The following is a 25,768-nucleotide window of genomic DNA, read 5'->3' on the forward strand; positions in this document are numbered from 1 at the left end:
TGCGCATCGGGCCCGTGCACTCACTGTTTGCCGAGGATGCCGTCCCCGCCGTCGACGTTGAGCAGAGTGCCGGTGATGTAGGAAGCCTCCGGCGAACACAGCCAGACGGCTGCGGCCGCCTGTTCTTCGGGAGATGAGACCCGCTTCATGGGAATCGCCTCGGTGACGGCGCGGTACTCCTCAGGTGAGTTCTCTGCCCACGAGGCGAGCGCAGGTGTCATCGTCGCCGAGGGGCCGAAGGCGTTGACCCGGATCCCCTTCGCCGCGTATTCCAATGCCGCCGTCTGAGTCATTCCGTTGACGGCCCATTTCGAAGCGTTGTACGGCGAGAGTCCGGGGCTGCCGTTCTTGCCCGACATCGAGGAGGTGTTGACGATGGCGCCGGATCCCTGCTTTTCCATCTGGGCCAGCTCATACTTCATAAAACTCATCAGGCCGAAGACGTTGACATCGAAGAGGCGCTGCCAGTTCTCGCGCTGCTGCTCTGTGAACGGCAGCGCCGCGGCACCGAGGCCCGCGTGGTTGTGAGCGAAGTCGAGGCTGCCCCAGCGCGAGACGACCTCGGCGACGACGGCGGCGGCATCGTCTTCCGAGGACGCGTCGACGATCCGGCCTTCGGCGGTGCCGCCCTCGGCCCGGATCAGCGCGCAGGTCTCCTCGACAGCGTCCTCGACGATATCGGTGACGAGCACGTTGGCGCCGGCGCGGGAGAAGGCCAGGGCACTGGCCCGCCCGATTCCGCTTCCCGCCGCCGTGACGAATCCGTTCTTCCCTGTGAGATCTGGCATGTCTGGCTTCCTTCGTGGGTCATCGTAGCTTGAATCAGTTGGTGGGCTAAGTTGCCGCTGGTCACGAATCCGACCTGTTCGAACGCACCTTGAGCAGCTGAGTGATCGACAGACGCAGGACCTCTTCGAATTCGCTGCGTCGCAGACGATCATTGAGCACGGCAGACAGGGCAGCCGTCCACGACAGCATGATCGCGTAGATCATCCTGTGGTCGGTGACCACGGGCTCGACGATGCCGAGGACCTTGAGCACCGCCGTCTCCAAGAGCTTGTCCGACTGCGCCACAGCGATTCCGCTGCTAGCCTGCGAGGCCATCGTCGCATTGATCATCGCTTTGGCCAGATTCGGCCGCGAGAGCAGAGAGTTGCTCGCTGCGGAGATCAAGCCGAGGACACGTTCGGCCGCATCGTCATCGTCGAGCGAGAAGGGTTCCTCGGAGCTGTTCGTCCGCACATCGAGGGTCTTGAGCTCGTCCTCGAGGATCGCTGTATACAGATGTGATTTCGAGGGGAAGTAGCGGTAGAGGGTGTTGAGTGCGACGCCGGCCTGTTTGGCCAACTCCTGCATCTGCACCGCATCTTCACCGTGATCGATCGTCAGCGTCCGTGCCACCCTGATGATGTTCCGATACCGCTGCCGACCGCCGGCATTGGTCGGACGTGCCGCCGGTCGCTCAACATTCAGTCGTGGCAACGGTCTTCCTCCACACTCTTCGTCATTTCCTGCCCGAGTCCTCTCCGGCTTCAGCTCCTCCAGGATAGCTTCTCACCGGACCGCAGCTGTCACTGCTCCCGGCCGAGGACCAATGCGCTGGTGGGCACGCCGGTGCCGGCGCTGACGAGGGCGTGGTCGACATCGGCGGCCTGATTGGCGGCGGTGCCGCGGATCTGGCGCACTCCCTCGGCGATGCCGTTCATTCCGTGGATATAGGCCTCGCCGAGCTGACCTCCGTGGGTATTGAGCGGGATCGCCGAGTCCATCTCACCGAATCCGTCGGCCAGGAGCCCAGGTGCCTCGCCGGGACCGCAGAAGCCGAACTCCTCGAGCTGGGCCAGCACGAACGGAGTGAAGTGGTCGTAGAGGACCGCCGTATCCATGTCCTTCGGGCCCAGGCCGGTCGCCTTCCACAGCTGATCGGCGACCAGCCCCATCTCCGGCAGCGGCCGGTCCTTGTCCTTCCGGTAGAAGCTGGTCATATTGTGCTGGTCGTAGCTGACGCCCTGCGCCGAGGCGCGGATGACCGCCGAGGGCTGCGCGAGGTCCTTTGCCCGCTCGCGGGAGGTGATGACGAACGCCTGCCCGCCATCGGACTCCTGACAGCAGTCGAGGAGGTGAAGCGGCTTGGCGATCCAGCGCGAGGCCTGGTGATCGGCCATGGTGATCGGCTGCTCGTAGAACCATGCCTTCGGGTTCGTCGCCGCATGCTTGCGGTCGAGGACCGAGACCCGGCCGAAGTCCTCGCTCGTGGCCCCGTAGTTGTGCATGTACCGCTGGGCGAACATCGCAATCCATGAGGCGGGGGTCATGAGACCGTGCGGCAGGTACCAGGCATAGTTCGCCGCGCGAGCGTCGACGCCCCAGGAACTGACGTCCAGGGCGGCTCCGAAGCGCGCACCGGAGCGTTCGTTGAAGGCCCGATAGCAGACGACGGCCTCAGCGGCTCCCGTCGCCACGGCCATGGCCGCATGCATGATCGTCGCGCAGGCGGCCCCGCCGCCGTAGTCGACGAGACCGAAGTAGCTGACGTTCTCGCAGCCGAGTCCGCGGGCGACCTCGATCGACGGAGAGGTGTCCATCGAGTAGGAGACGAACCCGTCGACCTCGTGAGGCGAGATCCCGGCGTCGTCGAGTGCGGCCTTCGAGGCTTCGAGAGCCAGCTGCAGCTCCGTGCGACCGGAGGCCTTTGAGAACTCGGTGGCTCCGATGCCGGCGATGGCGGCTGTGTCGTGGTGGCTTCTCATGAGCGTTTCCTCCCCTGCAGCGCAACGCGAACGTGGCCGCTGGCGTGTGTTCCGATTCCATTCTTGCCCGTGACTTCGATCAGGGCGCTGGCACTGTCCTCGTCGAATTCGCTGACGGTGCCGGTGACTGTGAAGGCGTCGCCGGGGAAGTTCGGGGCGCCCAGGCGGATGCTCACATCGGTGAGTTCGGCCTGGGGCCCTGCCCAATCGGTGACGAAGCGACCGATGAGGCCGTTCGTCGTCAGGATATTCATGAAGATGTCCGGTGTGCCCGCGTTCTTGGCCGCAGCGGTGTCGTGATGGACCAGCGACCAGTCGCGCGTGGCGATCGCTCCTCCCGCCACGAGTGTTGCGGTCACGGGAACGGTCATCTCGGGCAGGGTCTGGCCCGGACTGCAATGTGTGGGCATCATGCCTCCTTCGTATCGTTGCCGGGAACAGAGCCGCCGCTCTCCGTCGAGGACAGCACTTTGCTCGGGGTTCCTGGCAGGAACCCGGCAGGCAGCGTCAGCTCCGGGTCGTAGGAGTGTGCTCGGACTTCGACGTCCATGCCGATGGAGACATCGGCCTCGTCGATCTCGAGGTTCATCACAATGCGCACGCCTTCGGCGAACTCGACGAGTCCGACGATGTAGCCGACGTCGAACGGCGGCATGACCGGGTGGTGCAGAACCGTGTAGGTCACGAGCTCGCCGATCTCCGACAGTTCGGAGGCCTGCCAGTCGAAGGACTGACAGCGCGGGCAGCACGGCACCGGCGGGTGCCGGAATTCGGCGCAGTCGCCGCATTGCTGGGCGACGAGGCGCCCTTCGTTGAGAGCATCGAAATAGAACGCATTGTCCAGGTTGAGCGCGGGACGAGGGCGCAGTGCCTCGGTCATCTCAATCCTCCTTCTTCTGTGCTGCGGCGTACCACAGGGTGCGGAAGCGCATGGTTCCGACCTGTTCGTCCTCCTCGTCGCGGAAGACGAAGAGCGTGGTGATGAACATTCCCGGCCCCAGGCCGGTCTGCTTGAGCTCCGAGAGCTCCTCGACCGTTTCTGTGCTGCTGATGAGATCGCCGGGCACGATCGGGCGGTCGTAGTGCTGTTCGCTGTTGACCGCGACGACGCTGGGGAAACCGCAGTCACGGAGGATGTCATAGGCGGCATCGACGGGGCTGGCGGAGGGTTCCTCGCCGAGGCGGTTCATCGTCCACACCTGCAGCGCCGTCGCCGGCGCGATGACGCTGTCATGCCCGTGCTTTTTGGCCTCGGCTTCATCGGCATAGACGGGGTTGCGATCGCCCAGCACGTCGAGCAGGGTGTTGATCGTCGCCGTGGACACCCGGTCGCGAGCGCGGTAGTGCCGGGCCCGCCCTTCGGCGATGAGCTCCGCGATCCTGCGGGCAGCCCCCTCGGGGTCGATTCTCGGTTCGGTGGTGACAGTCATTGGTTGAGCAGATCCTTTCGTCCGGAGTCCTCGAAGCGTCGCAGGAGCTTCTCCACGTGTTCGGGTTCGAGTCGGTGGTACTCGTTGTTCTTTCCAGGTCGGTAGTAGACCGGGTCCTCGGTGCGCCAGGCGTCCTTGCGCAGCTCCTTCTTGTTGATCTTCGCGGTCGCGGTCACCGGCAGCGTGTCGACGATCCGGATGTAGCGCGGAGCCCACTTGGTCCCAAGATCGGCCTGAGCGTCGAGGAATTCGCCGAAGCTCACCGGGTCGAAGGCCTGGCCGTCGACCATCTGCAGGGCCAGCATCACCTGGTCGCCGCTGATTTCGTCGGGCACGGGGTAGATCGCCGCCAACTGGGCGTCGGGGTAACGGCCGATGATCCTCTCGATCGGGGCTCCGGAGAAGTTCTCCCCGTCCACACGCAGCCGGTCCCCGCCGCGACCGGCGAAATAGAAGTAGCCCGCCTCATCCCGGTAGCCGAGGTCGCCGGAGAGGAAGTTGTCCCCGCGCAGCCGCTCGGATTCGGCCGCCGGGTCCTTGTAGTAGCCTTCGAAGGTTCCGCGTGCCCCGAGGGCGGCCAGTTCGCCGATGGCCTCATCGGCGTTGAGCAGCTCGCCGTGTTCGCCGAAGCGGGCCCGAGGACGTTCACTCATATCGACCGCGTCGATGACCGCAGCGGTGTAGGCCGAGCCTGCAGGCGGCAGCCCCAGGGCGTCCTCGGGCGTGTCGGCCGAGCGCACGAAGTTCAGTCCTCCCTCGGAGGAGCCATAGGATTCGAAGGGCTCGATCCCGAATCGACGAGCGAACTCCTTGCGGTCACGCACAGGCGCTTCGGTGCCGAAGGCGGACTTCAGCCTCACCTGCTTCTCCTCTTCCCGCTCGGGCTGAGCGAGGATGTAGGACAGGACGCGGCCGACGTAGTTGAAGTACGTGACCTCGTACCTGAGCAGATCGTCGAGGAAGCGGCTGGCCGAGAAGCGGCGGGCCAGGACGAACGTTCCGCCCTGGTACAGCGGTGTTGCCCAGCAGCCGAGGATGGAGTTCGAGTGGAACAGCGGCATCGAGTTGTAGGACACGTCCTGGGGGCCGAGGCCGCCCGAACCGTATGTCGCCGCGGCCGTGAATCTGCCGGTCGAGCACATCGCGGCTTTGGGACGGCCTGTCGACCCGGAGGTGAACTGCATGGTCAGTATCGTCTTCGGGTCGGCGGCCGGCGCCGATTCCGGCACCCGGGTGTCGTCGAATCCGTCCAGTTCCTGTGTGTGCTCCGGCGCGTCGATGTCGATGACCTCGACCTCTGGCAGTGCCGAGAAGTCGATGAGTCCGCGGGTTGTGGAGTCGACGATGAGGATCTGGCAGTCCGTGGCCAGCACATCCTCGGCGAGCTCCTGACCGCGTCGGGTCGGGTTCATGCACACCAGTGCCGTGCCCGAGAGCGCGGCTGAGCCCCACCAGAACAGGAATTCCGGTCGGTTCTCCAGCAGGATCCCCAGGTGCGCCGGCTGGGCGCGATCGAGGTGCGCGGCGAGGAAGTGACTGCGACGGATCGCCGCCCGCGCGAAGTCGTCCCAGGTGTAGTCGTCGTCCTCGAAGCGGATGCCGATGCGGTCATCGCCGAGGCGGGCGAGCACCAGGTCCGCCGCCGTCTTCGGCAGCGTCCTCTCTGCCTCAGTGTGCTGGTTCTGACTTATCGTGGTCATGATCACTCCTCTCGTGCGTGTGCGACGATGTCGCAGCCGAGTTCTTCGAGGAGGGCGTCCGCGGCTCCGAGGACGATCCCGATCTCGCGGACGAGGACGAAGAACCGATGGATGTGGTTGTCGAGATCGGCACCCATGCCGCCGTGCAGATGCTGGGTGGCGTGGACGACGCGGCTGCCGCCGGTCGCTGTCCACCAGGCGGCCTCGAGCGCGGCGCGGGCAGCGCCGGCGTCGCCGGCGTCGTAGAGGCTGGCGGCGTTCATCGTCGTCAGCTGCATGCATTCGGTATCGATATGGGCGTCGGCGGCACGGTGGAGCACGCCCTGCTTCGATGACAGCGGTTTGCCGAACTGCTCGCGCTCGGAGGTGTACTTCGCCGTCCGTGCCACGGCCTCCCGGCAGGCTCCGACGGCGACCGCCGACAGCGCGGTGCGCCAACGCCCTTCGAGCTCATCGCGGCCGACGCCTTCCAGCTGCCGACAGTCCTCGATCGAGATGTCGAGGGACACAGAGATGTCGTTGTCATAGGAGAAGCCGGTCGCTCTGACTTCGAGGCCGGGAGTCTCCTTGGGCGCGAACCACAGTCCTCCCGTGTTGTCAGCGATCAGCAGATGGCTTGCAGCGGCGCCGCTGGGCACGATGCCCACGCTGCCCTGCAGTCGGTCACCGTTGCGGGCCACGGAATGCAATCGGCTGGGCAGAGCTGGTACGGCCGTCAGTGTTCCGGAGGCGATCGCCTCGACCTCGTCGCTCAGTCCCGCCTCGGCGAGGCTGAGAGCGGTGACGGCGGACCCAGCCAGAGGGATGCGGGCCAGCCGCGCCCCGGTCTCGATCAGGCACAGGCTCAGCCCGACCATTCCGAGACCGTCCTCGCCGTCGTCGATGACGGCCCCGAGGACACCGGCTTCGGCCAGTGAGGCGTAGAGGGCCTCATCCCAGCTGCCGGCCTCGGCGTCGAGTGCGGCGACCCTCTCGTCGCCGGACTGCTTGTCGACGATGGTGGCGACCAGCTCGACCAGTTCGGCCTGCAGATCGGTGGGGTGGAACGTCATCTCACCCGTGTCGTCGGCGCCCGTTTGCGATTCCTTCATCGTTGACCTCGTTTCATTCCCAGTGTCGTCCATGCGACGATCTCGCGTTGGATCTCGGCCACACCGCCGCCGAAGGTGTTGATCTGTGCACCGAGGTTCATCACCGCCGGGCGGCCGTCATCGATGCCGGTGGGCACCTCGTCGATGTGCAGCGCGTCCTCGCCGAGGATCTCGAGCATGATCCGATAGATCTCGATCGCCGCCTCGGTTGCGTAGATCTTCGCTGCCGAAGCCTGGCCCGGGTCGACGGCCTCGGTGGCGGTGGCTTCGACGAGTTTCCAGTTCATCAGGTTCATCGCCGAGTTCAGTGCCGTTGCCCGGGCCAGCGAGGAAGCCACCCATGGCAGGTCCGCGTACGCTTCTCCCGCCGGTGTGGTCTTCTCCGCCGCCCAAGCGGTGACATCTTCGAGCATTCCGTCGCAGATGCCGGAGTAGGCTGCCAGGCCCACACGCTCATGGTTGAGCTGAGTGGTGATCATCCGCCAGCCCGCGTCGATCTCTCCGACGACGTTGCCCACCGGCACACGCACGTCGTCATAGTAGGTCGCCGAGGTCTCGACCTGGCCGAGCGCCTCGATCGGCGTCACGGAGAATCCTTCTGCCGTGGTCGGCACGAGGATGAGGGAGATGCCCTTGTGCTTGGGGGCTGTCGGATCCGTCCGCGCCGCCAGCCAGATCCAGTCGGCTCCCGGTCCTCCAGAGGTGAAGATCTTGCTGCCGTTGATGACGAATTCCTCGCCCTCGCGCACTGCCGCTGTGCGCAGGGAGGCCAGGTCCGTCCCGGCCTCAGGCTCGGTGTAGCCGATCGAGACCACGAGCTCGCCGGCGGCGATCTTCGGAAGGAAGTAGTCCTTCTGCTCCTGGCTCCCGTGGCTCATGATCGTCGGAGCCACCGTGGTCAAAGTGACCATCGGCAGCGGAGCCTGGGCCCGGTAAGCCTCGGAGTAGAGGATGAATTGGGCTCTGTGCCCCCTGTCCTGCCCGCCGAATTCCTCCGGCCAGCCGATGGCGAACCAGCCGTCGGCTCCGATCTGCTTCATCACTTCATCGCGCACCGGCCCCCCGGCCTCGCCCTCCGCATGGAGCCCGGCTCGCACTTCGTCGGTGAGGAGCCGGTCGAAGTAGTCACGCAGCTCCTGTCTGAGCCTGAGATCCTCGTCACTGAGTTTCACGTGCATATCAGCACCTGTTCTTCCTTGTTGCCGCTGAAATTGATCTGTCGCCGTCGCGTCCGGTCACGTATTCACTGGCCGGAACCGCAAACAAGAATTCATTCTCCAAACGAGGCGCTCAGGCGATGTTCTCGATGCCGGTCTCATCGAGCTCGGCCAGATGATAGGCGGCGAACCCGCTTCCCGGCGCCTTCCCTTCGAAGTGCCCGCCGATCTTCTCGGCCAGCTCTGCCTCATCGAAGACACCGGTGCTGGCGATGAACTTCTCCTCGATGTCGGCGGGCCTGAGCAGTGCGACGAAGTCTCCGTAGACGATGAAGACTTCGCTGCTGATCCGTGCCGCTTCCGGCCCGGAGAGGAAGCCGACGAGCCTGGCCACCCGCTCGGGCGCGAGGATGTCGAGACGCCGGGAATCGGAGTCGGCGGCGAAGACCGCTTCGGTCATCCCGGTCCGGGCGCGCGGCATGATCGCATTGGCCCGCACGCCGTAGCGGCCCAGCCCCTGCGCCGTCGACAGCGTGAGACCGATGATGCCGGCCTTCGCCGCCGAGTAGTTGGGCTGGCCCGCCGCTCCCATCAGTGCGGCTTCGGAGGCGGTGTTGACGATGCGACCGTAGATCGGTCCACCCGCGGCCTTGCTGGCCGAGCGGAAGTGCACGGCCGCCGCGTGGCAGAGCGCAGCGTGGCCCTTGAGATGGACGTCGAGGACCTTGTCCCATTTGTCCTCGGTGAGGTTGAAGATCATCGTGTCGCGCACGATTCCCGCATTGTTGACGACGATGTCGAGCCCGCCGAAAGTGTCGACGGCCGCGGCGACGAGCTCATCGCCGGTCTTCCAGGCGCTGATGTCGGCCTGCACAGCCAGGGCCTCAGATCCCAGCGTCCGCACCTCGTCTGCGACGACGGCCGCGTCGTCGCCGAGGTCGTTGACGATCACATTGGCTCCGAGCTCGGCCAGGCGCAGCGCTTCGGCGCGCCCCAGGCCCGAGCCCGCTCCGGTGACGATGGCGGTCCGCCCGCTCAGATCGGTGTCTCGGTTCATCAGTGAGTCTCCTTCGATTCCGCGATAGGCTTCCGTGTGTCTTGCAAATTACTATAATTGATTCTAGTTTTGATTTGCAAGCATTTCGGCTATCCGATCGGAGCACCATGAAGGACTCGATCGCCATCGGCGACGAACTGACCGAGCTGACAGAGGTCCTCGACGACTTCTGCACCGACCGTGTCTCACCCGAGACCATCCACGCGTACATCGATGCCGAGGATGAGGGGGTTCCCGGCTTCTTCTCGGACCTCACCGATATCGGCATCCTCGACCTGCACCTGGACGAGGAGCAAGGTGGCGCGGGCGTCGGCTTCATGGGTCTCGCCACCGCCGCCGAAGCGCTGGGCCGCGGGCTGGTGCCCGGTCCGGCGCTGCCGGCGATGATCACCTCGGCATCGCTGGCCCATGCGGGGCGGGCCCCGCAGACCGAAGGTGCCGCCGGAGGCCCTGCCGCCGCACTGGGCGCGATCGCCCTCGAGCCCGGCGATCTGGCCTTCGACGCCGCGACCTGCACACTCACGGGAACGAGCGCGCCGATCACCTCGGCCGCGACGGCCGAGCACGTCGTTCTGCCCGTCGACGACGGCAGCTGGCGACGCTGGGTGCTGCTGCACACCTCCGCGACCGAGGTCCTTCCCTGCCCGTCCCACGACGTCACCCGCCCGATGGCACGTCTGCGCATCGAACAGGCGGCGTCTGTCGAGGTCCTCGACATCGATCCGGAGCTGCCGCGGCTCATCGCCGCCGCAGCCCTGGCCGCCGAGGGGTCGGGGATCGCCCAGTGGTGCACCGAGACCGCGGTCGAATACGCCCGAGTCCGTGAGCAGTTCGGGGCCGCGATCGGCAGCTTCCAAGCGGTCAAACACCGGATCGCCGGCATGCACGTCGCGGCGGCTCAGGTGCGCGCCCTGGCCTGGGACGCCGCGCGCTGCCTCGACACGGAGATCAGCACCGACGAACGCAGTCTGGTCATCTCGGCCGCTGCCGGGACGGGAATCGATCTCGCGCTCGACACGGTCAAGGACCTCATCGATACTCTGGGTGGAATCGGCTTCACTTGGGAGCATATGGCCGGCTTCGCTCTGCGCCGGGCGCAGACCTCCCGCGTCGTACTCGGCCCCGGAGATCACTGGCGCGTCAAAGTCGCACAGGCGGCACTGGCCGGTGCGCGTCGCGGTCCCGCCCTGTCCTATCCGGAGGGCTCGGATAAGATCCGCGAGGAGATCGGAGCAGAACTGGACACCGTTCCCAGCGGAGACGAGGCCACGGCGCGCCTCGCGGATCTGGGCTTCACCTCGCCGGCGCTGCCCCGCCCCTGGGGCCGAGGCGCTGATGCCCTCACCCAGCTCATCATCGACGAAGAGCTCACCGCCCGGAACCTCACACCCCATGACATGGTCATCGGCAACTGGGTCGTGCCCAGCCTCGTCGCCCACGGCACTCCGGAGCAGAACGAACGGTTCATCGGCCCGTCCCTGCGTGGGGACATCCGCTGGTGCCAGCTCTTCAGCGAACCCGGTGCCGGGTCCGATCTGGCCGGTCTGACCACCTCGGCGAGGAAGGTGGACGGCGGCTGGGTGATCACGGGCCAGAAGGTGTGGACCTCGGGCGCGCGGGAGTCCGATTGGGGGATCCTCCTGGCTCGCACGGACCCAGAGGCGCGCAAGCACCGCGGCATCGGTTACTTCCTCCTCGACATGAACTCCCCCGGGATCACCATCCGCCCGCTGCGCGAGCTGACCGGGGAGGCGCTGTTCAACGAGGTCTTCCTCGACGAGGTATTCATCCCCGATGAGCTCATGGTCGGTGCGCCGACAGATGGGTGGAAGGTGGCGGTGGGCACTCTGGCCAACGAGCGCGTGGCGATGACCGGGCATTCGATGTTCGGCGGCGGGGACGAAGCGCTCGTATCGCTGCTGCACGGATATGCGGCAGACGATCCGCTGCGCCTCCGGATGGTCGGCGACCTGCTCTCGGTGTCCCTATCCGGATCGCTGCTGGGGGTGAGGTCGATGCTCAAGGCGATGGAGAGCGCGACCTCGTCGGCGGAGTCGTCCCTGGCCAAGCTCGTCTCCACGCGCAACATCCAAGACACTTGGGAAGCCGTGGTCGAATGGTCGGGCACAGACGGCATCGACGGCGTCGACATCGCCGGTGCCGAGGATGTCGCCACCCGCAGCACGGTGCCCACATACATGTTCCTCAACACGAGGTCGCTGACGATCGCCGGCGGGACCACCGACATCCAGCTCAACATCGTAGCCGAGCGCATCCTCGGACTCCCCCGCGGCTGAGACAACTCAGTCCTGGCTGGTCGCCCGGAAGCGGCCATCCCTCCCCTGCCGCCGTCTGTCGCGGCGGCATGCACGAAGAAAGGACCACCCGTGCCCATTGACACAGAGACCGCGCTTGCCGCGGATCCACAGATCAGCGAGATCTCCTGGACTTCGACCGATGTCCTGCTCTACCACCTCAGCCTCGGCGCCGGCTCCCAGGCCGACGAGCCGGAGCTGAGACTGACGTTCGAACGCGATCTGAAGGTCCTGCCGACCTTCGGCCTGGTCGCGGGCAGGGGCCCCTCGACTGCAGCCTCGGGCCCCTCGGCAACGACCGCCGGCGAGTCCGCGTACGGATCTACCGAGGAGGAAGCCGGTGGGGACACAGCCTCGGACCCGACCCGGATGCGGCTGCCCGGCATCGACGTGGACCTGCGCGCCGTCCTCCACGCCGGGCAGTCGCTCACCGCTCACCGACCCCTGCCTGCCTCCGGAACGGCGGAGGTCCGGCGCTCGGTCGCGCAGATCCATGACCTCGGCAAGGCTGCTCTCATCGTCCTCGAGTCGAGTGCCGTGGACGCTGACGGGCCGCTGTGGACCGAGCACTCGCGGATCTATGTACGCGGGGAGGGCGGATTCGGCGGAGAGCCGGCGCCCGCCCCACGGCCGGTCCCCGAACGCGTTCCAGAGACCAGCGTCCGCATCACCACGCGTCCGGACCAGGCGCTGCTCTACCGTCTCAACGGTGATCTCAACCCCTTGCACATCGATCCGGAGTTCGCGCGCTCCGCCGGCCTTCCCGGTCCGATTCTCCACGGTCTGGCGACCTACGGAATCGTCGCCAAAGCGCTGACGGACATCGCCGCCGACGGGCATCCCGAGCGCGTCGCCGAGGTCGGTGCCCGGTTCTCCGGAATGGTCACGCCCGGTGACGTCCTGGTCCTCGAGGTCTGGGAGACGGGACCCGGTCAGCGGTCGTACCGGGCACGAGTCGAGGGCAGCGAACAGGCAGTCCTCGACGAGGGAGTCCTCATCCTGAACTGAACTGCACGGACGAGTGTGGGGCGGGCAGTGATTCACTGCCCGCCCCACACTCGTCTGTGTCACGCGTTGTGCCTCGCGTTGTGCCACGCGCGACTGCGGCAACGCCAGTCAGAGGCGCTCGATGATCGTCGCCGGGGCCAATGCCCCTCCGGCGCACATCGTCACCAGTGCTGTTGAGCCGTCGAGGCGCTCAAGATCGTCGATGGCCTGGATGAGCAGGCGGATGCCTGAAGAGCCCACCGGATGGCCGAGCGCGATGGCTCCGCCATGCGGATTCACGCGATCCATGTCGAAGCCGGTGACCGAAGCCCAGGACAGCACGACGGAGGCGAAGGCCTCGTTGATCTCGACGACATCGATGTCGCGCAGGCTCATCCCTGATTTCGCGAGCACAGCATTCGTCGCGTCGACCGGTCCGTCGAGGTGGTAGTGGGGCTCGGCCCCGACCATCGCCGAGGTGTGGATGCGGGCGCGCGGCTTGAGGCCCCGTCGATTGGCCTCCTCCTCGCTCATGATGAGCGCGGCAGAGGCACCGTCACTGATCTGCGAGCTCGTGCCGGCGGTGTGGATGCCTCCCTCGACGACCGGATTGAGCCCGGCCAGGGCCTCGGGGGTACTGGGGCGCAGACCCTGATCGCGCGTGACCTTCCGCACCTCTCCGGTGGACCTGCCCTCTGCGTCGAGAACGGGCGCGTCGATGCCGATCACCTGTGAGTCGAAGACACCGGCTTCCCAAGCCCGGATCGCCTTGGCCTGGGATGCGGCGCCGAAGGAGTCGACATCGGCACGGGAGATGTCGCGCCGCTGGGCGATCCGCTCGGCGGCGAGGAACTGGTCGGGTAGGTCGACATCGAAGTCGGCAGGGTACGGACTGCCCGACTCGCCGCCGGCAGCGCCGAGGAAGACTCTGCTCATGCTCTCCACGCCGCAGGCCATACCGGCCGACACCGCTCCGGAGCCGACGAGCGCATTCATCAGGTGCACGGACTGCAGAGAGGAGCCGCAGGCGCAGTCGACCGTGGTGGCCGCAGCCTGGTAGGGCAGGCCGCGGTCGAGCCAGGCGGTGCGCGTGATGTTGTTCGATTGCTCACCCGCCTGGGTCACACAGCCGCCGATGACCTGTTCGATCTCGGCCGGGTCGATCCCCACACGGTCGAGAAGGCCCGACTGCACTTGGCCCAGGAGTTTCGCAGGGTGGAGTCCGGCGAGATCGCCGAACCGCTTTCCGTAGGGTGATCTGATTCCATCGACGATAACGGTTGCAGCCATGAAGTTCTCCGATTCTGTTCTGTACTAGGTCCATTCCCTAAACTAGAATTAATTCTAGATGACGTCAAGATCATGTCGCGATGGCCTCACGATCTTGACAGCCAGGGGTTAGGCGCTCTTGCACGATCGCCTGATAGACCAGAGACACAGAGACACAGAGACGAACAGAACAGACGCGAACAGTGAGGCAGAAAATGAAACTGGAGAACCAAACATTCATCGTCACCGGCGGCGCATCGGGTATCGGACTGGGCATCACCCGACGGATCATCTCCGAAGGCGGACGGGTCGTGGCAGTCGACATCAACGCCGAGGCGGGTGAACGGGTCGTCGAGGAGTTCGGCGACAGGGCCCGATTCATTCAGGGCGATGTCTCCGACACGCAGGTCGCCACGACCGCCGTCGCCGAATCCGTGGAGGCCTTCGGTGGCCTCAACGGTCTCGTCAACAACGCTCACGCCTCACGCCAGAAACCGTTCCTCGAGCTCGAGGAGTCCGATTGGAGCTTGTCCTTCTCCACCGGTTTCCAGGCGACGCTGAACTTCATGCGCGCCGCCCACGATGAACTGGTGAAGACCAAGGGCTCCGTAGTGAACTTCGGTTCCGGGGCCGCGATGGGCGGGCAGCTGGGGCAGGCATCCTACGCGGCGGCCAAGGAGGCGATCCGCGGGGTCAGCCGTGTGATCGCCAACGAATGGGCCCCGGAGGGCATCCGAGTCAACATCGTCTCGCCGCTGGCGCTGACTCCCGGAGTGGAGGCCTGGAGCAGGGAGCACCCGGCGCAGTACGAGGAGACCGTCGCGACGATCCCGCTGGCACGCTTCGGCGACCCGGAGACCGATGTGGCACCGGTCGTCACTTTCCTCCTGTCCGCGGACGCGAAGTACATGACCGGTCAGACGCTCATGGCCGATGGTGGAATCCGGAAGCTGTACTGACAGCGACTGTGCCGATGTGCGGTCGTTCGCGCACGGCCAGTGGTCCCGGCTGTGAGCCCGAAGCGATTCGCTTCGGGCCCACATCTCGTCGAAGCCGATCAGCTGCCCAGGTCCTGCGCCTGCTTCGCGTCTTTCTCCAGCCTCGGCCGGGCAACGCTGCGGCTGCCCACGGCCAGCGACAGCACCGCCGAGAGGACGGAGGCGCCGGCGATGACCAGTGCCGCGACCCAAAGGCCCGGGTTCGACACGAAGCCCTGCCCGGCGACCACGATAGTGCCGATTGACATCACGACGCCGAGGACCGAGGTGCCCACGGACTGGAAGGTGTTCCGAATGACCTGCGCCATGGCCGCGGCGATGCTGACCACCGAAACGTCGACGGTCTCGACGATCATCGCCGGAATGCCAGAGAACAGGCAGGAGCTGCCGACGGTGAACACGAGGATCGCGGTGAGGACGACGACCGTGTTCGCCGGGAAGCCGGCGATGAGCAGGACGCCGATCATCGCGAGCCCCGAGCCCACCACCAGCGTGGTCCTCGCCCCGTAGTTCGTGGTCATCCTGCCGATGGCTCCTGCGAGGAGGAAGGCCACTGCCGAGAATGCCGCGGTCCAGATTCCGAAGGACATGGGGCTCAGACCGATGCCGACACCGATATTCGTGCCGTCGACGACACTCGGCTGGCGCGAGATGGTCGCCGAAAGCACGGTGAACATCCCCAGCGGCCCGAATCCGAGGACGATGGAGAGGATCATCGAGGCACGGACCTTCGAGTCGCGCAGCAGGCGGATCTCGAACAGCGGGTAGGAGATCATGGACTCGTGGCGAACGAAGATCGCGAGCACGATGAGACCGGCGAGTCCGAAGGCGATCACCTGCCAGTCGGTCCATCCGCGGTCGGCGGAGGCGGTGACGGCGTAGAGGGCGGAGCCGATTCCGGAGCCGAAGAGGATCGCGCCGAGGAAGTCGATGCGCCGTGTCGCGGCCAGATCGGAAGCCTGATCGCGGGGGACGACCACGGCGACGAAGGCCGCCACAGCCAAAGCCACCACGGTCGTCACGATGTAGATCGAGTGCCAGGAGAAGACCGACAGCAGCACACCGGCGATGAGGATGCCGAAGGCACCGGCGATGATCGCCGAGGACGACACCAGGGTGACGGCGGTGCCGGTGCGGTCTTTCGGATAGCGCGCGGAGATGATGCCTATCGCCAGCGGCAGGACGCAGCCGGTGACGCCCTGGAACACGCGCCCGAGAACGAGCACCCAGAAGACTGGAGCGACTGCCGACAGCAGCGAGCCCACCGCGCCCAGGGCCAGGGCCCCGACGAGAATCTTGCGTCGGCCGTATTGGTCACCGAGACGCGCTCCGATGCCCGCAAAGATCGCGGCGGCCAGCGTATAGGCGGTGACGATCCACGTCAGTGAGGACAATGGAACGTCGAAGAAGTCCTTCGGCGCGTAGACGAGCTGAATGGACATGGTGGTCTCGAGAATCGCGACCACCTCGGCGGCGATGAGTGCACAGGTGATGAGCCAGAACTTCGTGACTCTGTCATTTTGGGACGGAATTGACATGCGGAACCCTTTCGTCGAGATTCCCCCGCAGCAGGCTCTGCGCCCACTTCGCCCACTTCATCGTGGGGAAATCTTGTCTGCAGATTAGCGTTGCGTGCTGTGAACTATAATCAATTATAGAATTGATTACAATAGCAAATAGGGGTCCGTCGTCGACGAGAGGTCCGGGTCTGAGTCTGGGGCGGCGAGGCTCGCCAGGCCGCGCCTATGTGGTTCTGTCCGCCCCGAGGAACTCACGGATCGCGGGCAGCTCACGGCGCGACTGGGACAGCCCCATACGATGAGCCGCGGCGAGGCGGGAGAGGTCCCGAGTGCCGTTGTCGACCGGCATGCGCTCAGGAGCGAAGACGTGGGCTTTTCCTTCCGCTTCGAGGGCGAAGATGCGTTCGCGCGTCTCGTTGTACCGTGCCCACCGGGTCAACAGCGCCTCCCCCAGCGCCGGGTACCGCCGGAACATGCTGCGGTAGACCGCGGGGAAACGCTGCGGTACCTTCCGGTACGAGCGCTCCTGCGTGAGCACGATGACGAACTTCTCGAAACCCTCTCGCTGGGCCTGGCTCAGCGCGATTCCACCGTCCTCACCCATCGCACCGTCGACGTAGACGTGTCCGTCCAGGTGAACAGGTGGCATGAGCGCAGGCATCGTCGACGACGCTCGAACACGGACCATAAGGTCCTCGATACAAGGAGTGTCCTTCCGCGACCACACCACATCATCACCTGACACTGCGTCGAACGCGACGAGTCGCACATCACTCGGACTCAACTGGAACGACTCCCAATCAAAGGGCAGAGCTTCCTCGGGTCCACCAGCTTTCTGGTAGATGTACTCCGCATTGAACATGCCTTGCCCGCGGGCGAAATAGCGCAGGCCGCCGAATTGCTCATCGGCTGCGAATTCGACGAATGATCGGCGGGCTCGACGAGCGTCGCCCGACAGATAGTTCACCGCATTCGAGGCCCCGGCGCTGATTCCCGCGACCCAGTCAAAATCCAGCCCAGCGTCGAGCAGCGTGACGACCATCCCACTCGTCAGCGAAGCCCGCATGCCGCCACCTTCGAAGATGAGAGCTGTGTCGCTGATCCGCGGCGTGCCTGTCGTGTGGTCTGTGTCCGTCATGTCGATCATCCTAGCGAGTGTCACTCAGCTTGCAGTGCGCCGCCGTCACTCCGCGACTATGGGAACAAACCAACCACATGGTGTCAGGCCGCCTTGGATTACCCCAGCCCTTCCCACACCATCCGCTGTCGCAGCGCCGGTGCCAGCACCATAGCCGCAATCACGCTGCCGACGAGCAGCATCCAGGCCCCGAAGTACGTGAACAGTTTGAGCTCGGGCGCCAGCGGCGGGCCGAAGTCCGCGGCCATGAGAATGACTCCACCGAGGATCAACGCCGTGGACACAATCACTTGGATGAACTGTTCGACCGTGGACTTCAGCAGACCTTTGATCATCGAAATGTTCAGGCCGCTCGTGCCGACGTCGAGGGTACCGTCCTGCAGGTGGCCGGCGATGCGTGAGAGCTGCCCGGGAAGTTCTGCGATCTGCGGACCTACGGCGGCCGCGTAGAGTGCTGTCTCCTGCAGATCGACTCCCAGCCCTCCGACCTCACGCAACAGGCTGCGCCCGTTCTGGGTCACCAGGGCGAGCAGATTGAGTTCAGGGTTGAGCTTCGTGATCGATCCCTCGAGAGTGCTGATGGCCCGGAAGGCTGTGGCCACCGAGGCAGGCATGGGGAATCCGAAGTCGACGACGAAGTCGATGAGCTCCCCGAACAGCGCTGCCGAGGTCGATCCCGGCAGCCCGTCACCGTACTTGAGCAGGATCTGTCCGATCTCCCGCTGCAGCTCCCGAAGATTGACATCGCTGGGAGTGCCGAGAAGGTCGAGGATTGCGGCCGTCGCCGCCTGAGAGTTCTGCGAGTCGAATGCCATGAGCAGCAGGGCGATCGCACGACGGTCACGTTTGTCGATGCGTCCTACGGCCCCGAAGTCGACGAGTCCGGCCCTCCCTGCGGGTGAAATGACAATGTTGCCCGGGTGCAGGTCGGCGTGGAAGATGCCCTTGCCCAGCACCTGCCGGACGACCATGAGGAAGAGGTCCTGGGCGATCTCGTTTCTGGCCAGCTCCGAAAGATTCTCGACAACCTCGGTGGCGTGTGAGAGCGGAACACCCTCGATGAGATCCATGACGATGACGTACTCACCGGAGTACTCCTTGTACACCCGTGGGATGCGCACCGTGGAGTCCGTCCCCGAGGTAGAGCGGCCCGTCTCATCGGCTGTGCGCAGAGCCTCGATATGGGACAACTCCCCGCGGTAGTCGAGCTCACCCTGCAGGGAATCGACGAAGCTGCGGGCGAGTTTTCCGATGCCGACCTTGCTGGCCCACTCGGTCGAGCGCTCAAGCCGCTCGGCCAGGCTGAGGACGATATCGCAGTCGGCACGGACCTGTTTGCGGATCTTGGGTCTTTGCACTTTGACGGCGACAACTCGGCCCTCCCACGTAACTGCGCGGTGAACTTGGGCAACCGAGGCAGCAGCGAAGGGGACCTCATCGAACTCTTCGAACACCTCGGCGACGGGCTTGCCCCACTGGGCCTCCAGCTGACCTTTGACCTCGCTGAAGGGCACCGGCGGGACACCGGCTTGCAGGGTGGAGAACTCTTCGACGAATTCGTGCGGGATCATGTCACCACGAGTGGCAATGAACTGCCCGAGCTTGATGAAGGTGACGCCAGCCGCGGCGAGCGCGTCACGCGTGGTCGATGCGATCTCGCGCAAGGACACTCGCAAGGTCGGGATCCGGGGCTTGAGATAGCGGGAGAGCCCGAACTGGATGAGGATCTTCTGGATCTGGGCCAAACGATTGAGCCTGCGATACCAGGTGGGGATCTTCGGCGCCGACCGCAGCAGCGTGGTCAGCGATCCTGTCGGGAGGACGAGCTCGATGGCCAGGAGCACGAACATCTGGATGACGATGAACCAGGCGAACAGCAGGAGGAAGACCATGATGGCCGGGAAGCTCATGTCGAGCGTCGGATATTGCCCGTCCTCGGCGATGCCCAGAAGACGATACGCCTGGAGGGTGATCGGCCAGATCGAGAGCCCCATGGCGAGGGAAACGATGGTGTTGCGAGCTGCACCCGTGCCGGTGAACATCATTCGCCGGACGAGGAAGCCGACGATAAGTGCGCTGAGGACGCCCAGCCCGATGGAATAGAGGATCGTCACCCGTCAAGCCCTTCTGTCGTTCGATCAGATGCGCAGAGCGGCGCTGGTGTGCGCCGTCACCAGCCTAATTGATCAAGACCCACTGAGATTGAGAGTTTGCAGTGCATCCAGACGGACGCTGCAACGAGGCTGATGATCACGGGTGACTGGATGGCTGAGGACTGGCTGTCCTCACAGGTCGGACCTGCCCGATGTGGCAAGTCCGACCTCTCGGCGGAGATTTGCGCTCAGAGGTGCAGCACCGTCTGAGCGAGGACAGCGGCCGCGACGAACGAACTGGTCAAAGTGATCAGTGCGATGACCACGACTCTCCAGCTCAGTTGCTTGATGGCCCCCACGTCGCGACCCAAGCTCAGGCCGATGAGGGCGAGCTGCAGCAGACCGAAGAGCATGACGTCCATGCCATCGACGAGTCCCACAAGGGAATCAGCGAAAGGCATGAAGGGTGCGCTGGCGATGGTGGCGAGGCCCAGAACCCAGACACTGGCCGGGACGACGGGTATCCACCGCGCGAGCTGGAACGACACCGCAGTGAGTGCGAGCAGGAACAGGGTGCCGAGGATCTGACGAGGCTCGAACGACGAGGTGCCCAGCGCATTGAGCAGAAGGCCCAGTCCCCCGGCGCTGGCGTAGACGAAGAGAGACACCTTCCACCCCCGCGGCTCGACCGGATCGAACGGCGCTGCGACGACGGGCACCTCAGACTTCTCCCGATCATAATCGCTCTGCTTGGCATCGGTCTCCGTCCGAGATGCATTCGGGCGAGAGGCATCTCCATCGGGGATGACGCCGCGGGCGACGAGTTTCGCTTCCTCGATCTCTGCCGCCGGTCGGCGCCAGACTCGTGTCCAGAACAGGTACAGCTTGCGTGCCAGGGGAAGTGAAAGGAACACTCCCGCATAGAAGCCCACAATGTTGGTCACCAGGTTGGACAGGCCGGCGAGCGCCATGATCTCGGTGGCTTGCTCCGGGTAGAGCACCGACAGCGCACCGACGCCGCCGAGCATCATCGATGACGATCCCAGGCCCAGACCGAGTGCCAGAGCCAGTGGGTGCAGGACGCCGAGGCTCCCGAGCACACCGGCTGCCAGTGAGATGTAGAGCGCACCGAACAACGACCCGAAGATCCAAACTCCGAAGACGCCTCGATACTCCGGCGATCGGGTACCGAATCGTTCGATGGCGAAGGCGAGAAACGATTCGCGATCCACCGACCAACTGGCGCCGATCGCCGAACGGCCCATGCGCAGTCCGACCGCAATCGGCAGTGCGATGATGACCGTGCCGAATATGTGGCCGACTTCCTGAAGCAGAATCGCCGGCCCGAGGTTGGTCACCTCCCCCAGCGACGGTCCGATGCTCATACCGAGAAGAGCGAGGAAGAGGACGATGCCGATTCGAATCTGCGGATCCCCGACCGAGCGGACTACTCCCGTCACGGGCAGGATGCGCTGGAGTCCGACGACTGCGCCGAGGAGCACCGCCCAGATAATCGGGAACAGAACGATCGCTGCCGGACCGACTTTGATGGTGTGTTCACCGATCAGAATCGCGACGAGTGAGATTGCGACCCCGAGGCCGACCGAGATGCCCCAATGCTTCAACGTGGGGCGCTCCGCCGGGTGCTCAACGGCGACGCCTCGTGAAGTGGCTGAAGATGACGACTCTGTCATTTGTATACCAATCATAGTGAATGGGGCGAGCGTGTTCCCGCCAATTCCGCTAGTTAGCATTGCATAAAGGTTATCCGGTTACAAGAGTTTTGATCATCTGGTATACCTAGACTATGGATTTCTCACTTCACGCCACACACATCCTCACTGGAGCGGGTGCACAGCGACGCTGGGTGAACGATGCTTACGTCCACATCAGCGACCAGACGATCACCGGGATCTCACAGGAGAGGCCCGAGTCGGGCGAGATCATCGAACTCGGAGAATCGGTGTTGCTGCCGGGACTCATCGACCTCGATGCCCTTGTCGATGTCGACCATCTCCTCCTCGACTCATGGCACAGCGCCAATGACTCATTGCTCCTGTCCGGATCGGTGGAGCACTGGCACTCTCACCGAGAAGCGGTGCTGACGCCAGAGGAGAGGACGACGCTGCGCACCTACGGGCTGGTCCAGCTCGCCCTGCACGGGATCACGAGCTTCATGCCGATCGCGTCAGAGGTTCACCTCGAGTGGGGAGAATCGGCCGATGAGCTCAGAGAGACTGCACGGGTCTCCAAGGAACTCGGACTGCGGGCATGGCTCGGCCCCTCATATCGCTCAGCCGTCGTGGCCGCATCCGTCGATGAGGAAGGCCAGGCCACTCGAGCTGTGGTCACCGACGACGAGCTCGGCCGCGAAGGACTCCGCGAGGCTCTCAAATTCGCCGATGACGTTGCCTCAGCGAATGACCCCTTAGTCCACCCTGTTCTCCTCCCCTGTCGCATCGAGACGATGAACGATGAACTGCTTGCCGCCACCGCGGAGAAAGCAGCCCAGCGCAATCTACTCGTGCGTCTGCACAGTCTGCAGCAGGGCTGGGAACGCACCCTCATCCAGGAACGCAGCTCCATGACACCGTTGGATCTGCTTGATCATTTCGGTCTGCTCAATGATCGCCTGCTCATCCCTCACGCGCTCTGGACCGACCGGCACCCCCAGCTCGGCGCACTCGACACCACGGCCGCGGAGTCGCCAGATCTCCGACGCATCGCCTCGGCGGGGGCAAGCGTCATCCACTGTCCACTGACATCCTTCCGCTACGGCGAGGTCCTCCACACACTCAACGATTACCTCGACGCGGGCGTGGCGATATCGATGGGTTCCGATTCCTTCCCACCGGACTTCATCCGCGGCATGGATGTCGGGGTGCACGCGGCGAACGCCGTCTTCGGACGCGGCTCAGCAAACCTGTCTCAATACATCGATGCGGCGACCACCGGAGGTGCCTCTGCCCTGAAGCGGCCCGATCTGGGGCGGATCGAGCCCGGAGCCTCAGCCGACTTCAGCGCATTCTCCATCGGTGATTTCCGCGATGGTGTCCACGATGACCCTCTGCGCACATTGGTCCTCAACGGCAGCGCACGCAATGCCACGTTCTCCATGGTTGCGGGACGCACGGTCATGCGCGACGGTGAGATCGAGGGAATCGATCTGGCCGCACTGCGCGCCGACGCGCAGGCGGTGTTCGACAAGCTGCGGGAGGGATACGCCCTGCGTGATCCACTGGGTCGTCCTGCCGCTGACATCTTCCCACCGACATTCCCACTGGAGGAATCGTGCTGATCCTGGGCCGCTCAGATCTCGAAAACCTTGTCGACATCGACTCGACGATCGAGTCCCTCAAGGACGTTCTGCGCAGGCAGGGGCACGATGCGTTGACCGTCTCGCCTCACGCGCTTCGCCTGGATGACGACTCCGCGTACATCCCTATGATCGGCACTGACCTGGCCTCCGGCATCGTCACCAGCAAGACCCTCATGGACAGCCCACAGAACGCCACGCGCGGACTGCCGTCGCAACGGTCGGCGATCACGGTCATCGATCGTCATACGGGGCAAGTGCTCGCACTGCTCCATGGCGCGGTGCCCACCCGGGTGAGAACAGCGAGCGTATCGGCGGTGGCCACCGATGCCCTCGCCAACGCGGATGCGTCATCATTGGGACTCATCGGCGCGGGGGCTTTGGCGCTCGAGCACACACGTGCAGTCAACAGCGTGAGGCCGTTGGAGTCCATCACCGTGTGGAGCCGGACCGAAGATTCCATGGCTCGCTTCCGCGCCTCAATCGAGAGGGTCTGGAATGATGAGGCTATGCCACGGCTATCATTCGCCTCATCACCAGAGGACGTCATCAACCAAGGCGAGATCGTCTGCACGCTCACTCCCAGCATCACTCCGATCGTCAAAGGTGCATGGTTCCGTCCGGGTCAGCACATCAACGTGGTCGGTGCCCGCCCGCGACCAACCGACCGTGAGGTCGACGCCGAGGCGATGCACCGGGCCCGGCTCTTCATCGACCATGCCGAGACCGTCGCTCATGAATCTGGTAACTATCTGTTGGCGCGTGACGATAAGGGATCCCTACCGTCGATCGCCGGCGAACTCAGCAGCGTCCTTCGCGGTGAGGTGCCCGGACGACGGTCGAACGACGACATCACTCTCTACAACTCGGTGGGCACAGGATTGCAGGACACTGCGATCGCCTCGATCATCATGAAGGCCGCCGCCGAGTTGTCCGTCGGGGCGGACGTTGATATCGATGCTTGAACATCCCGGCGGGAGCCTGACCGAGCAGACGGAGATCTCCGTTCGTGAAGGCATCATCACAGGCCGGTACGCGCCCGGTGACCGGCTGCGCGAAAGAGAGCTCTCTGAAGGCCTCGGCGTGTCACGCGTCCCGGTCCGCGAGGCCCTACGCAACCTCGAGTTCCAAGGATTTGTCACGATCCTTCCGCGGCGAGGTGCCATCGTTCGGGAGATGACGGCTCAGGACGTCACCGAACTTTTCGACCTGAGGTCGGCCCTCGAACCGCTGGCGGCGAGCACTGCCGCTCTGCGCTGCAGCGAGGGGTACGCGCACGAAGGACTCGATCGCGCCATGGACAACGCACAGGCTGCGACCGAATCGGCCGATGCGCAGACGATTCTCCTCGCGAACTCGGAGTTCCACACCGAGCTGGTGTCCGCCGCTCGGCATCAGATGCTCGCCGATGCGATGGCGCCGGTCTTGGCCAGGACCCGGTGGCTGTTCGCGCAGACTGCCGATCGCAGCGCCAACCTCCAGATGCATGAGCATCATCAGATCTACAATTCGATTCGTTCGGGTCAGCCACAGCTGGCGTCGGCATACATGCTCGCGCATGTCGAGTCAGGGCGCCTCCCTTCGCTGGAGGCCATCGCCAAGGTGTGACTGGTCAGTTCACTCCGGCCGATGCTCGGCCATAGCCTTCTCGAAGAGCTGAGTACCGAGCTCGTCGTAGTTCGCGTCCTTCGGGTACCACTCATCGAGGTTGGCAAAGTCGCCCTTATCGTCATAACCGAGCTCGGTCACGCTCTTCTGCCAGTCGGCCCCCGCGGTCTTCAACGTCGACGGCGCGTCGGGAACGCCTGCGTTCTTCGCCGTCTTATCAGAGAGCGTCTTGGCGTACTTCGCCATCTGCTTCTGCACGTCATCGTCGAAGGGCTCAACCGATCCATCGTTGGCCTTCGCCTGTTCGACGGCCATCGCCTTGGCACCGATGACGACCTCCATCATGGTGGAGAATGTCGTCGACATCGAGTCGAAGACGATCTGCTGGTAGGCCACGGGCAGCTCCGAATACTTCTTCCCGGCTGTGATGGCACCGGCCGAGCGCGCGATTCCCGCATCGGAGGCGACTCCGATATTCGGGGCGACCTCGAACGTGCCGGCCTCGACGTTCGGGGCGAGCTGCCCGAGATCGCAGTCCACGGTTCCGCGCTGCAGCGCCTCATAGGTCTCCGGGAATGACAGCGACACCGGAGTGGCCCCCAGATCGGTGACCTGCTTACCGGCGGCGGCGGAACCGACGCGCAGCTGCTTGCCCTTCCAATCATCGAGAGACGTCATCGGCTTCGAGCACATTGTGGAATACCCACCGGCAGCGAGCATGGGGATGAGCGGAACGAGGTTCTTGTCCTCGAACTCGGCGAGCACTTCGGGTGTCTCCCACGCCGCCTGAACGCCGGCGGCATTCGCGGCAAGATCACTGGCGACCGGTGAGGACGGCAGAGTCGACATGGCGGTGCCGAGCGCGTCGAAGGCCGGGTATTCGGCCGGGGTGTAGGACGGCAGCGTGAACGCGAGATCGACTCGCCCATCAGCCAGGGCATCATCAACGTCGGCATAGCTGGCGATCGCCTGACCCCAGACGATATCGACGGTGATCTTCCCGCCCGAACGCTCCTCGATCGCCTTCTTCACATCGAGCCCGTTCGGCGCCAGGATCGACTTCTCCGACATCGACGAAGGCTGGAATTTCAGAGTCACTGGGTCGAGATCGGCCAGAGCCTCATCGATCTCGTCCTGCGATGCGTCGTAGGCGAAGCCCTCCCCTGCGGACGCAACCGAGTCTGAATCGCTCCCGCCGACAGATCCGGCGCATCCGGCCAAGAGCGCCAGCGACGCGAGCGTCGCGACGGCGGTGAGTGGGCGGACTGCCGCCGACCGAATGCGATTCATGGGACCCCTTTGAACAACGACTGAGAGTTTCCTTAGATCATAGATCTGA

22 protein-coding genes are annotated in these 25,768 nt (G+C 64.8%); 6 read left to right on the forward strand and 16 right to left on the reverse strand.

Features of this window, described 5'->3' with window-relative positions; genetic code table 11:
* Positions 1-20: 20 nt before the first annotated feature.
* The 10 genes from JFC13_RS16865 to JFC13_RS16910 all read right to left on the reverse strand — a co-directional run bounded on the left by JFC13_RS16865 (position 21) and on the right by JFC13_RS16910 (position 9,185).
* Positions 21-788, reverse strand: coding sequence for an SDR family NAD(P)-dependent oxidoreductase (locus JFC13_RS16865; RefSeq protein ID WP_198398213.1), 768 nt, complete (start codon positions 786-788; stop codon positions 21-23).
* A gap of 61 nt (positions 789-849) precedes the next feature.
* Entirely contained in the window at positions 850-1,482 is a 633-nt protein-coding gene (locus JFC13_RS16870; RefSeq protein ID WP_198398214.1) for a TetR/AcrR family transcriptional regulator, read from the reverse strand.
* 89 nt (positions 1,483-1,571) lie between these two features.
* Positions 1,572-2,750: a lipid-transfer protein gene (locus tag JFC13_RS16875; protein ID WP_198398215.1), complete on the reverse strand. Its 1,179-nt coding sequence runs from the start codon at positions 2,748-2,750 to the stop codon at positions 1,572-1,574.
* A complete protein-coding gene (locus JFC13_RS16880; protein WP_198398216.1) occupies positions 2,747-3,163 on the reverse strand; it encodes a MaoC/PaaZ C-terminal domain-containing protein in 417 nt (138 codons plus the stop codon). The genes JFC13_RS16875 and JFC13_RS16880 overlap by 4 nt, the downstream gene beginning before the upstream one ends.
* Positions 3,160-3,630, reverse strand: coding sequence for a Zn-ribbon domain-containing OB-fold protein (locus JFC13_RS16885; RefSeq protein WP_198398217.1), 471 nt, complete (start codon positions 3,628-3,630; stop codon positions 3,160-3,162). Before JFC13_RS16885 ends, JFC13_RS16880 begins: the two co-directional genes overlap by 4 nt.
* A gap of 1 nt (position 3,631) precedes the next feature.
* The gene (locus tag JFC13_RS16890; RefSeq protein ID WP_198398218.1) at positions 3,632-4,180 is read right to left on the reverse strand and encodes an FAS1-like dehydratase domain-containing protein; all 549 of its coding nucleotides are present in this window, start codon (positions 4,178-4,180) and stop codon (positions 3,632-3,634) included.
* Entirely contained in the window at positions 4,177-5,880 is a 1,704-nt protein-coding gene (locus JFC13_RS16895; RefSeq protein ID WP_198398219.1) for an AMP-binding protein, read from the reverse strand. The genes JFC13_RS16890 and JFC13_RS16895 overlap by 4 nt, the downstream gene beginning before the upstream one ends.
* A gap of 2 nt (positions 5,881-5,882) precedes the next feature.
* A complete protein-coding gene (locus JFC13_RS16900) occupies positions 5,883-6,971 on the reverse strand; it encodes an acyl-CoA dehydrogenase family protein (RefSeq protein ID WP_198398220.1) in 1,089 nt (362 codons plus the stop codon).
* Positions 6,968-8,149 (reverse strand): acyl-CoA dehydrogenase family protein, encoded by a 1,182-nt coding sequence (locus JFC13_RS16905; RefSeq protein WP_198398221.1) that lies wholly within the window; start codon positions 8,147-8,149, stop codon positions 6,968-6,970. The genes JFC13_RS16900 and JFC13_RS16905 overlap by 4 nt, the downstream gene beginning before the upstream one ends.
* A gap of 112 nt (positions 8,150-8,261) precedes the next feature.
* Entirely contained in the window at positions 8,262-9,185 is a 924-nt protein-coding gene (locus JFC13_RS16910) for an SDR family NAD(P)-dependent oxidoreductase (protein ID WP_198398222.1), read from the reverse strand.
* A gap of 107 nt (positions 9,186-9,292) precedes the next feature.
* On the opposite strand from JFC13_RS16910, the gene JFC13_RS16915 reads away from it, so the two are divergent.
* Both JFC13_RS16915 and JFC13_RS16920 read left to right on the forward strand, forming a co-directional pair.
* Positions 9,293-11,482: an acyl-CoA dehydrogenase gene (locus JFC13_RS16915; RefSeq protein WP_198398223.1), complete on the forward strand. Its 2,190-nt coding sequence runs from the start codon at positions 9,293-9,295 to the stop codon at positions 11,480-11,482.
* A gap of 90 nt (positions 11,483-11,572) precedes the next feature.
* Complete coding sequence (locus tag JFC13_RS16920; protein WP_198398224.1) at positions 11,573-12,508, forward strand: MaoC/PaaZ C-terminal domain-containing protein; 936 nt, start codon at positions 11,573-11,575, stop codon at positions 12,506-12,508.
* Between the two features lie 108 nt (positions 12,509-12,616).
* On the opposite strand, the gene JFC13_RS16925 is transcribed toward JFC13_RS16920, so the two are convergent.
* Complete coding sequence (locus JFC13_RS16925) at positions 12,617-13,777, reverse strand: steroid 3-ketoacyl-CoA thiolase (protein ID WP_198398225.1); 1,161 nt, start codon at positions 13,775-13,777, stop codon at positions 12,617-12,619.
* A gap of 194 nt (positions 13,778-13,971) precedes the next feature.
* Between JFC13_RS16925 and JFC13_RS16930 the strand changes: the two genes are divergently transcribed.
* Positions 13,972-14,715, forward strand: coding sequence for an SDR family NAD(P)-dependent oxidoreductase (locus tag JFC13_RS16930; RefSeq protein ID WP_198398226.1), 744 nt, complete (start codon positions 13,972-13,974; stop codon positions 14,713-14,715).
* Between the two features lie 98 nt (positions 14,716-14,813).
* On the opposite strand, the gene JFC13_RS16935 is transcribed toward JFC13_RS16930, so the two are convergent.
* The 4 genes from JFC13_RS16935 to JFC13_RS16950 all read right to left on the reverse strand — a co-directional run bounded on the left by JFC13_RS16935 (position 14,814) and on the right by JFC13_RS16950 (position 21,199).
* Positions 14,814-16,292 carry an MFS transporter gene (locus tag JFC13_RS16935; RefSeq protein ID WP_198398227.1) on the reverse strand — a complete coding sequence of 493 codons (1,479 nt, stop codon included), beginning with the start codon at positions 16,290-16,292 and terminating at the stop codon, positions 14,814-14,816.
* 205 nt (positions 16,293-16,497) lie between these two features.
* Positions 16,498-17,412, reverse strand: coding sequence for a patatin-like phospholipase family protein (locus JFC13_RS16940; protein ID WP_198398228.1), 915 nt, complete (start codon positions 17,410-17,412; stop codon positions 16,498-16,500).
* A gap of 98 nt (positions 17,413-17,510) precedes the next feature.
* Positions 17,511-19,526 (reverse strand): ABC1 kinase family protein, encoded by a 2,016-nt coding sequence (locus JFC13_RS16945; protein ID WP_198398229.1) that lies wholly within the window; start codon positions 19,524-19,526, stop codon positions 17,511-17,513.
* A gap of 227 nt (positions 19,527-19,753) precedes the next feature.
* Positions 19,754-21,199 carry a DUF3100 domain-containing protein gene (locus tag JFC13_RS16950; RefSeq protein ID WP_198398230.1) on the reverse strand — a complete coding sequence of 482 codons (1,446 nt, stop codon included), beginning with the start codon at positions 21,197-21,199 and terminating at the stop codon, positions 19,754-19,756.
* A 113-nt stretch (positions 21,200-21,312) separates the two neighbouring features.
* Here JFC13_RS16950 and JFC13_RS16955 point away from each other — a divergent pair, with 113 nt between their 5' ends.
* From JFC13_RS16955 to JFC13_RS16965, 3 genes are read left to right on the forward strand one after another with little or no spacing between them, the layout of a single operon-like run.
* Entirely contained in the window at positions 21,313-22,803 is a 1,491-nt protein-coding gene (locus JFC13_RS16955; RefSeq protein WP_198398231.1) for a chlorohydrolase family protein, read from the forward strand.
* On the forward strand, positions 22,797-23,786 hold the full coding sequence (locus JFC13_RS16960; protein ID WP_198398232.1) for an ornithine cyclodeaminase family protein: 990 nt from the start codon (positions 22,797-22,799) through the stop codon (positions 23,784-23,786). Before JFC13_RS16955 ends, JFC13_RS16960 begins: the two co-directional genes overlap by 7 nt.
* Entirely contained in the window at positions 23,779-24,429 is a 651-nt protein-coding gene (locus JFC13_RS16965) for a GntR family transcriptional regulator (protein ID WP_198398233.1), read from the forward strand. Before JFC13_RS16960 ends, JFC13_RS16965 begins: the two co-directional genes overlap by 8 nt.
* A 9-nt stretch (positions 24,430-24,438) precedes the next feature.
* On the opposite strand, the gene dctP is transcribed toward JFC13_RS16965, so the two are convergent.
* On the reverse strand, positions 24,439-25,719 hold the full coding sequence (gene dctP, locus JFC13_RS16970) for a TRAP transporter substrate-binding protein DctP (RefSeq protein ID WP_198398234.1): 1,281 nt from the start codon (positions 25,717-25,719) through the stop codon (positions 24,439-24,441).
* Between the last annotated feature and the right edge of the window lie 49 nt (positions 25,720-25,768).

This window comes from Brevibacterium antiquum (assembly GCF_016107655.1).
Classification (GTDB): domain Bacteria; phylum Actinomycetota; class Actinomycetes; order Actinomycetales; family Brevibacteriaceae; genus Brevibacterium; species Brevibacterium antiquum.

Coding starts and splice junctions, on each gene's coding strand:
- dctP (WP_198398234.1), bottom strand. CDS start 25,719: ATGAATCGCATTCGGTCGGCGGCAGTCCGCCCACTCACCGCCGTCGCG.
- JFC13_RS16955 (WP_198398231.1), top strand. CDS start 21,313: ATGGATTTCTCACTTCACGCCACACACATCCTCACTGGAGCGGGTGCA.
- JFC13_RS16885 (WP_198398217.1), bottom strand. CDS start 3,630: ATGACCGAGGCACTGCGCCCTCGTCCCGCGCTCAACCTGGACAATGCG.
- JFC13_RS16910 (WP_198398222.1), bottom strand. CDS start 9,185: ATGAACCGAGACACCGATCTGAGCGGGCGGACCGCCATCGTCACCGGA.
- JFC13_RS16880 (WP_198398216.1), bottom strand. CDS start 3,163: ATGATGCCCACACATTGCAGTCCGGGCCAGACCCTGCCCGAGATGACC.
- JFC13_RS16895 (WP_198398219.1), bottom strand. CDS start 5,880: ATGACCACGATAAGTCAGAACCAGCACACTGAGGCAGAGAGGACGCTG.
- JFC13_RS16930 (WP_198398226.1), top strand. CDS start 13,972: ATGAAACTGGAGAACCAAACATTCATCGTCACCGGCGGCGCATCGGGT.
- JFC13_RS16905 (WP_198398221.1), bottom strand. CDS start 8,149: ATGCACGTGAAACTCAGTGACGAGGATCTCAGGCTCAGACAGGAGCTG.
- JFC13_RS16925 (WP_198398225.1), bottom strand. CDS start 13,777: ATGGCTGCAACCGTTATCGTCGATGGAATCAGATCACCCTACGGAAAG.
- JFC13_RS16965 (WP_198398233.1), top strand. CDS start 23,779: ATGCTTGAACATCCCGGCGGGAGCCTGACCGAGCAGACGGAGATCTCC.
- JFC13_RS16940 (WP_198398228.1), bottom strand. CDS start 17,412: ATGACGGACACAGACCACACGACAGGCACGCCGCGGATCAGCGACACA.
- JFC13_RS16875 (WP_198398215.1), bottom strand. CDS start 2,750: ATGAGAAGCCACCACGACACAGCCGCCATCGCCGGCATCGGAGCCACC.
- JFC13_RS16890 (WP_198398218.1), bottom strand. CDS start 4,180: ATGACTGTCACCACCGAACCGAGAATCGACCCCGAGGGGGCTGCCCGC.
- JFC13_RS16865 (WP_198398213.1), bottom strand. CDS start 788: ATGCCAGATCTCACAGGGAAGAACGGATTCGTCACGGCGGCGGGAAGC.
- JFC13_RS16900 (WP_198398220.1), bottom strand. CDS start 6,971: ATGAAGGAATCGCAAACGGGCGCCGACGACACGGGTGAGATGACGTTC.
- JFC13_RS16950 (WP_198398230.1), bottom strand. CDS start 21,199: ATGACAGAGTCGTCATCTTCAGCCACTTCACGAGGCGTCGCCGTTGAG.
- JFC13_RS16915 (WP_198398223.1), top strand. CDS start 9,293: ATGAAGGACTCGATCGCCATCGGCGACGAACTGACCGAGCTGACAGAG.
- JFC13_RS16935 (WP_198398227.1), bottom strand. CDS start 16,292: ATGTCAATTCCGTCCCAAAATGACAGAGTCACGAAGTTCTGGCTCATC.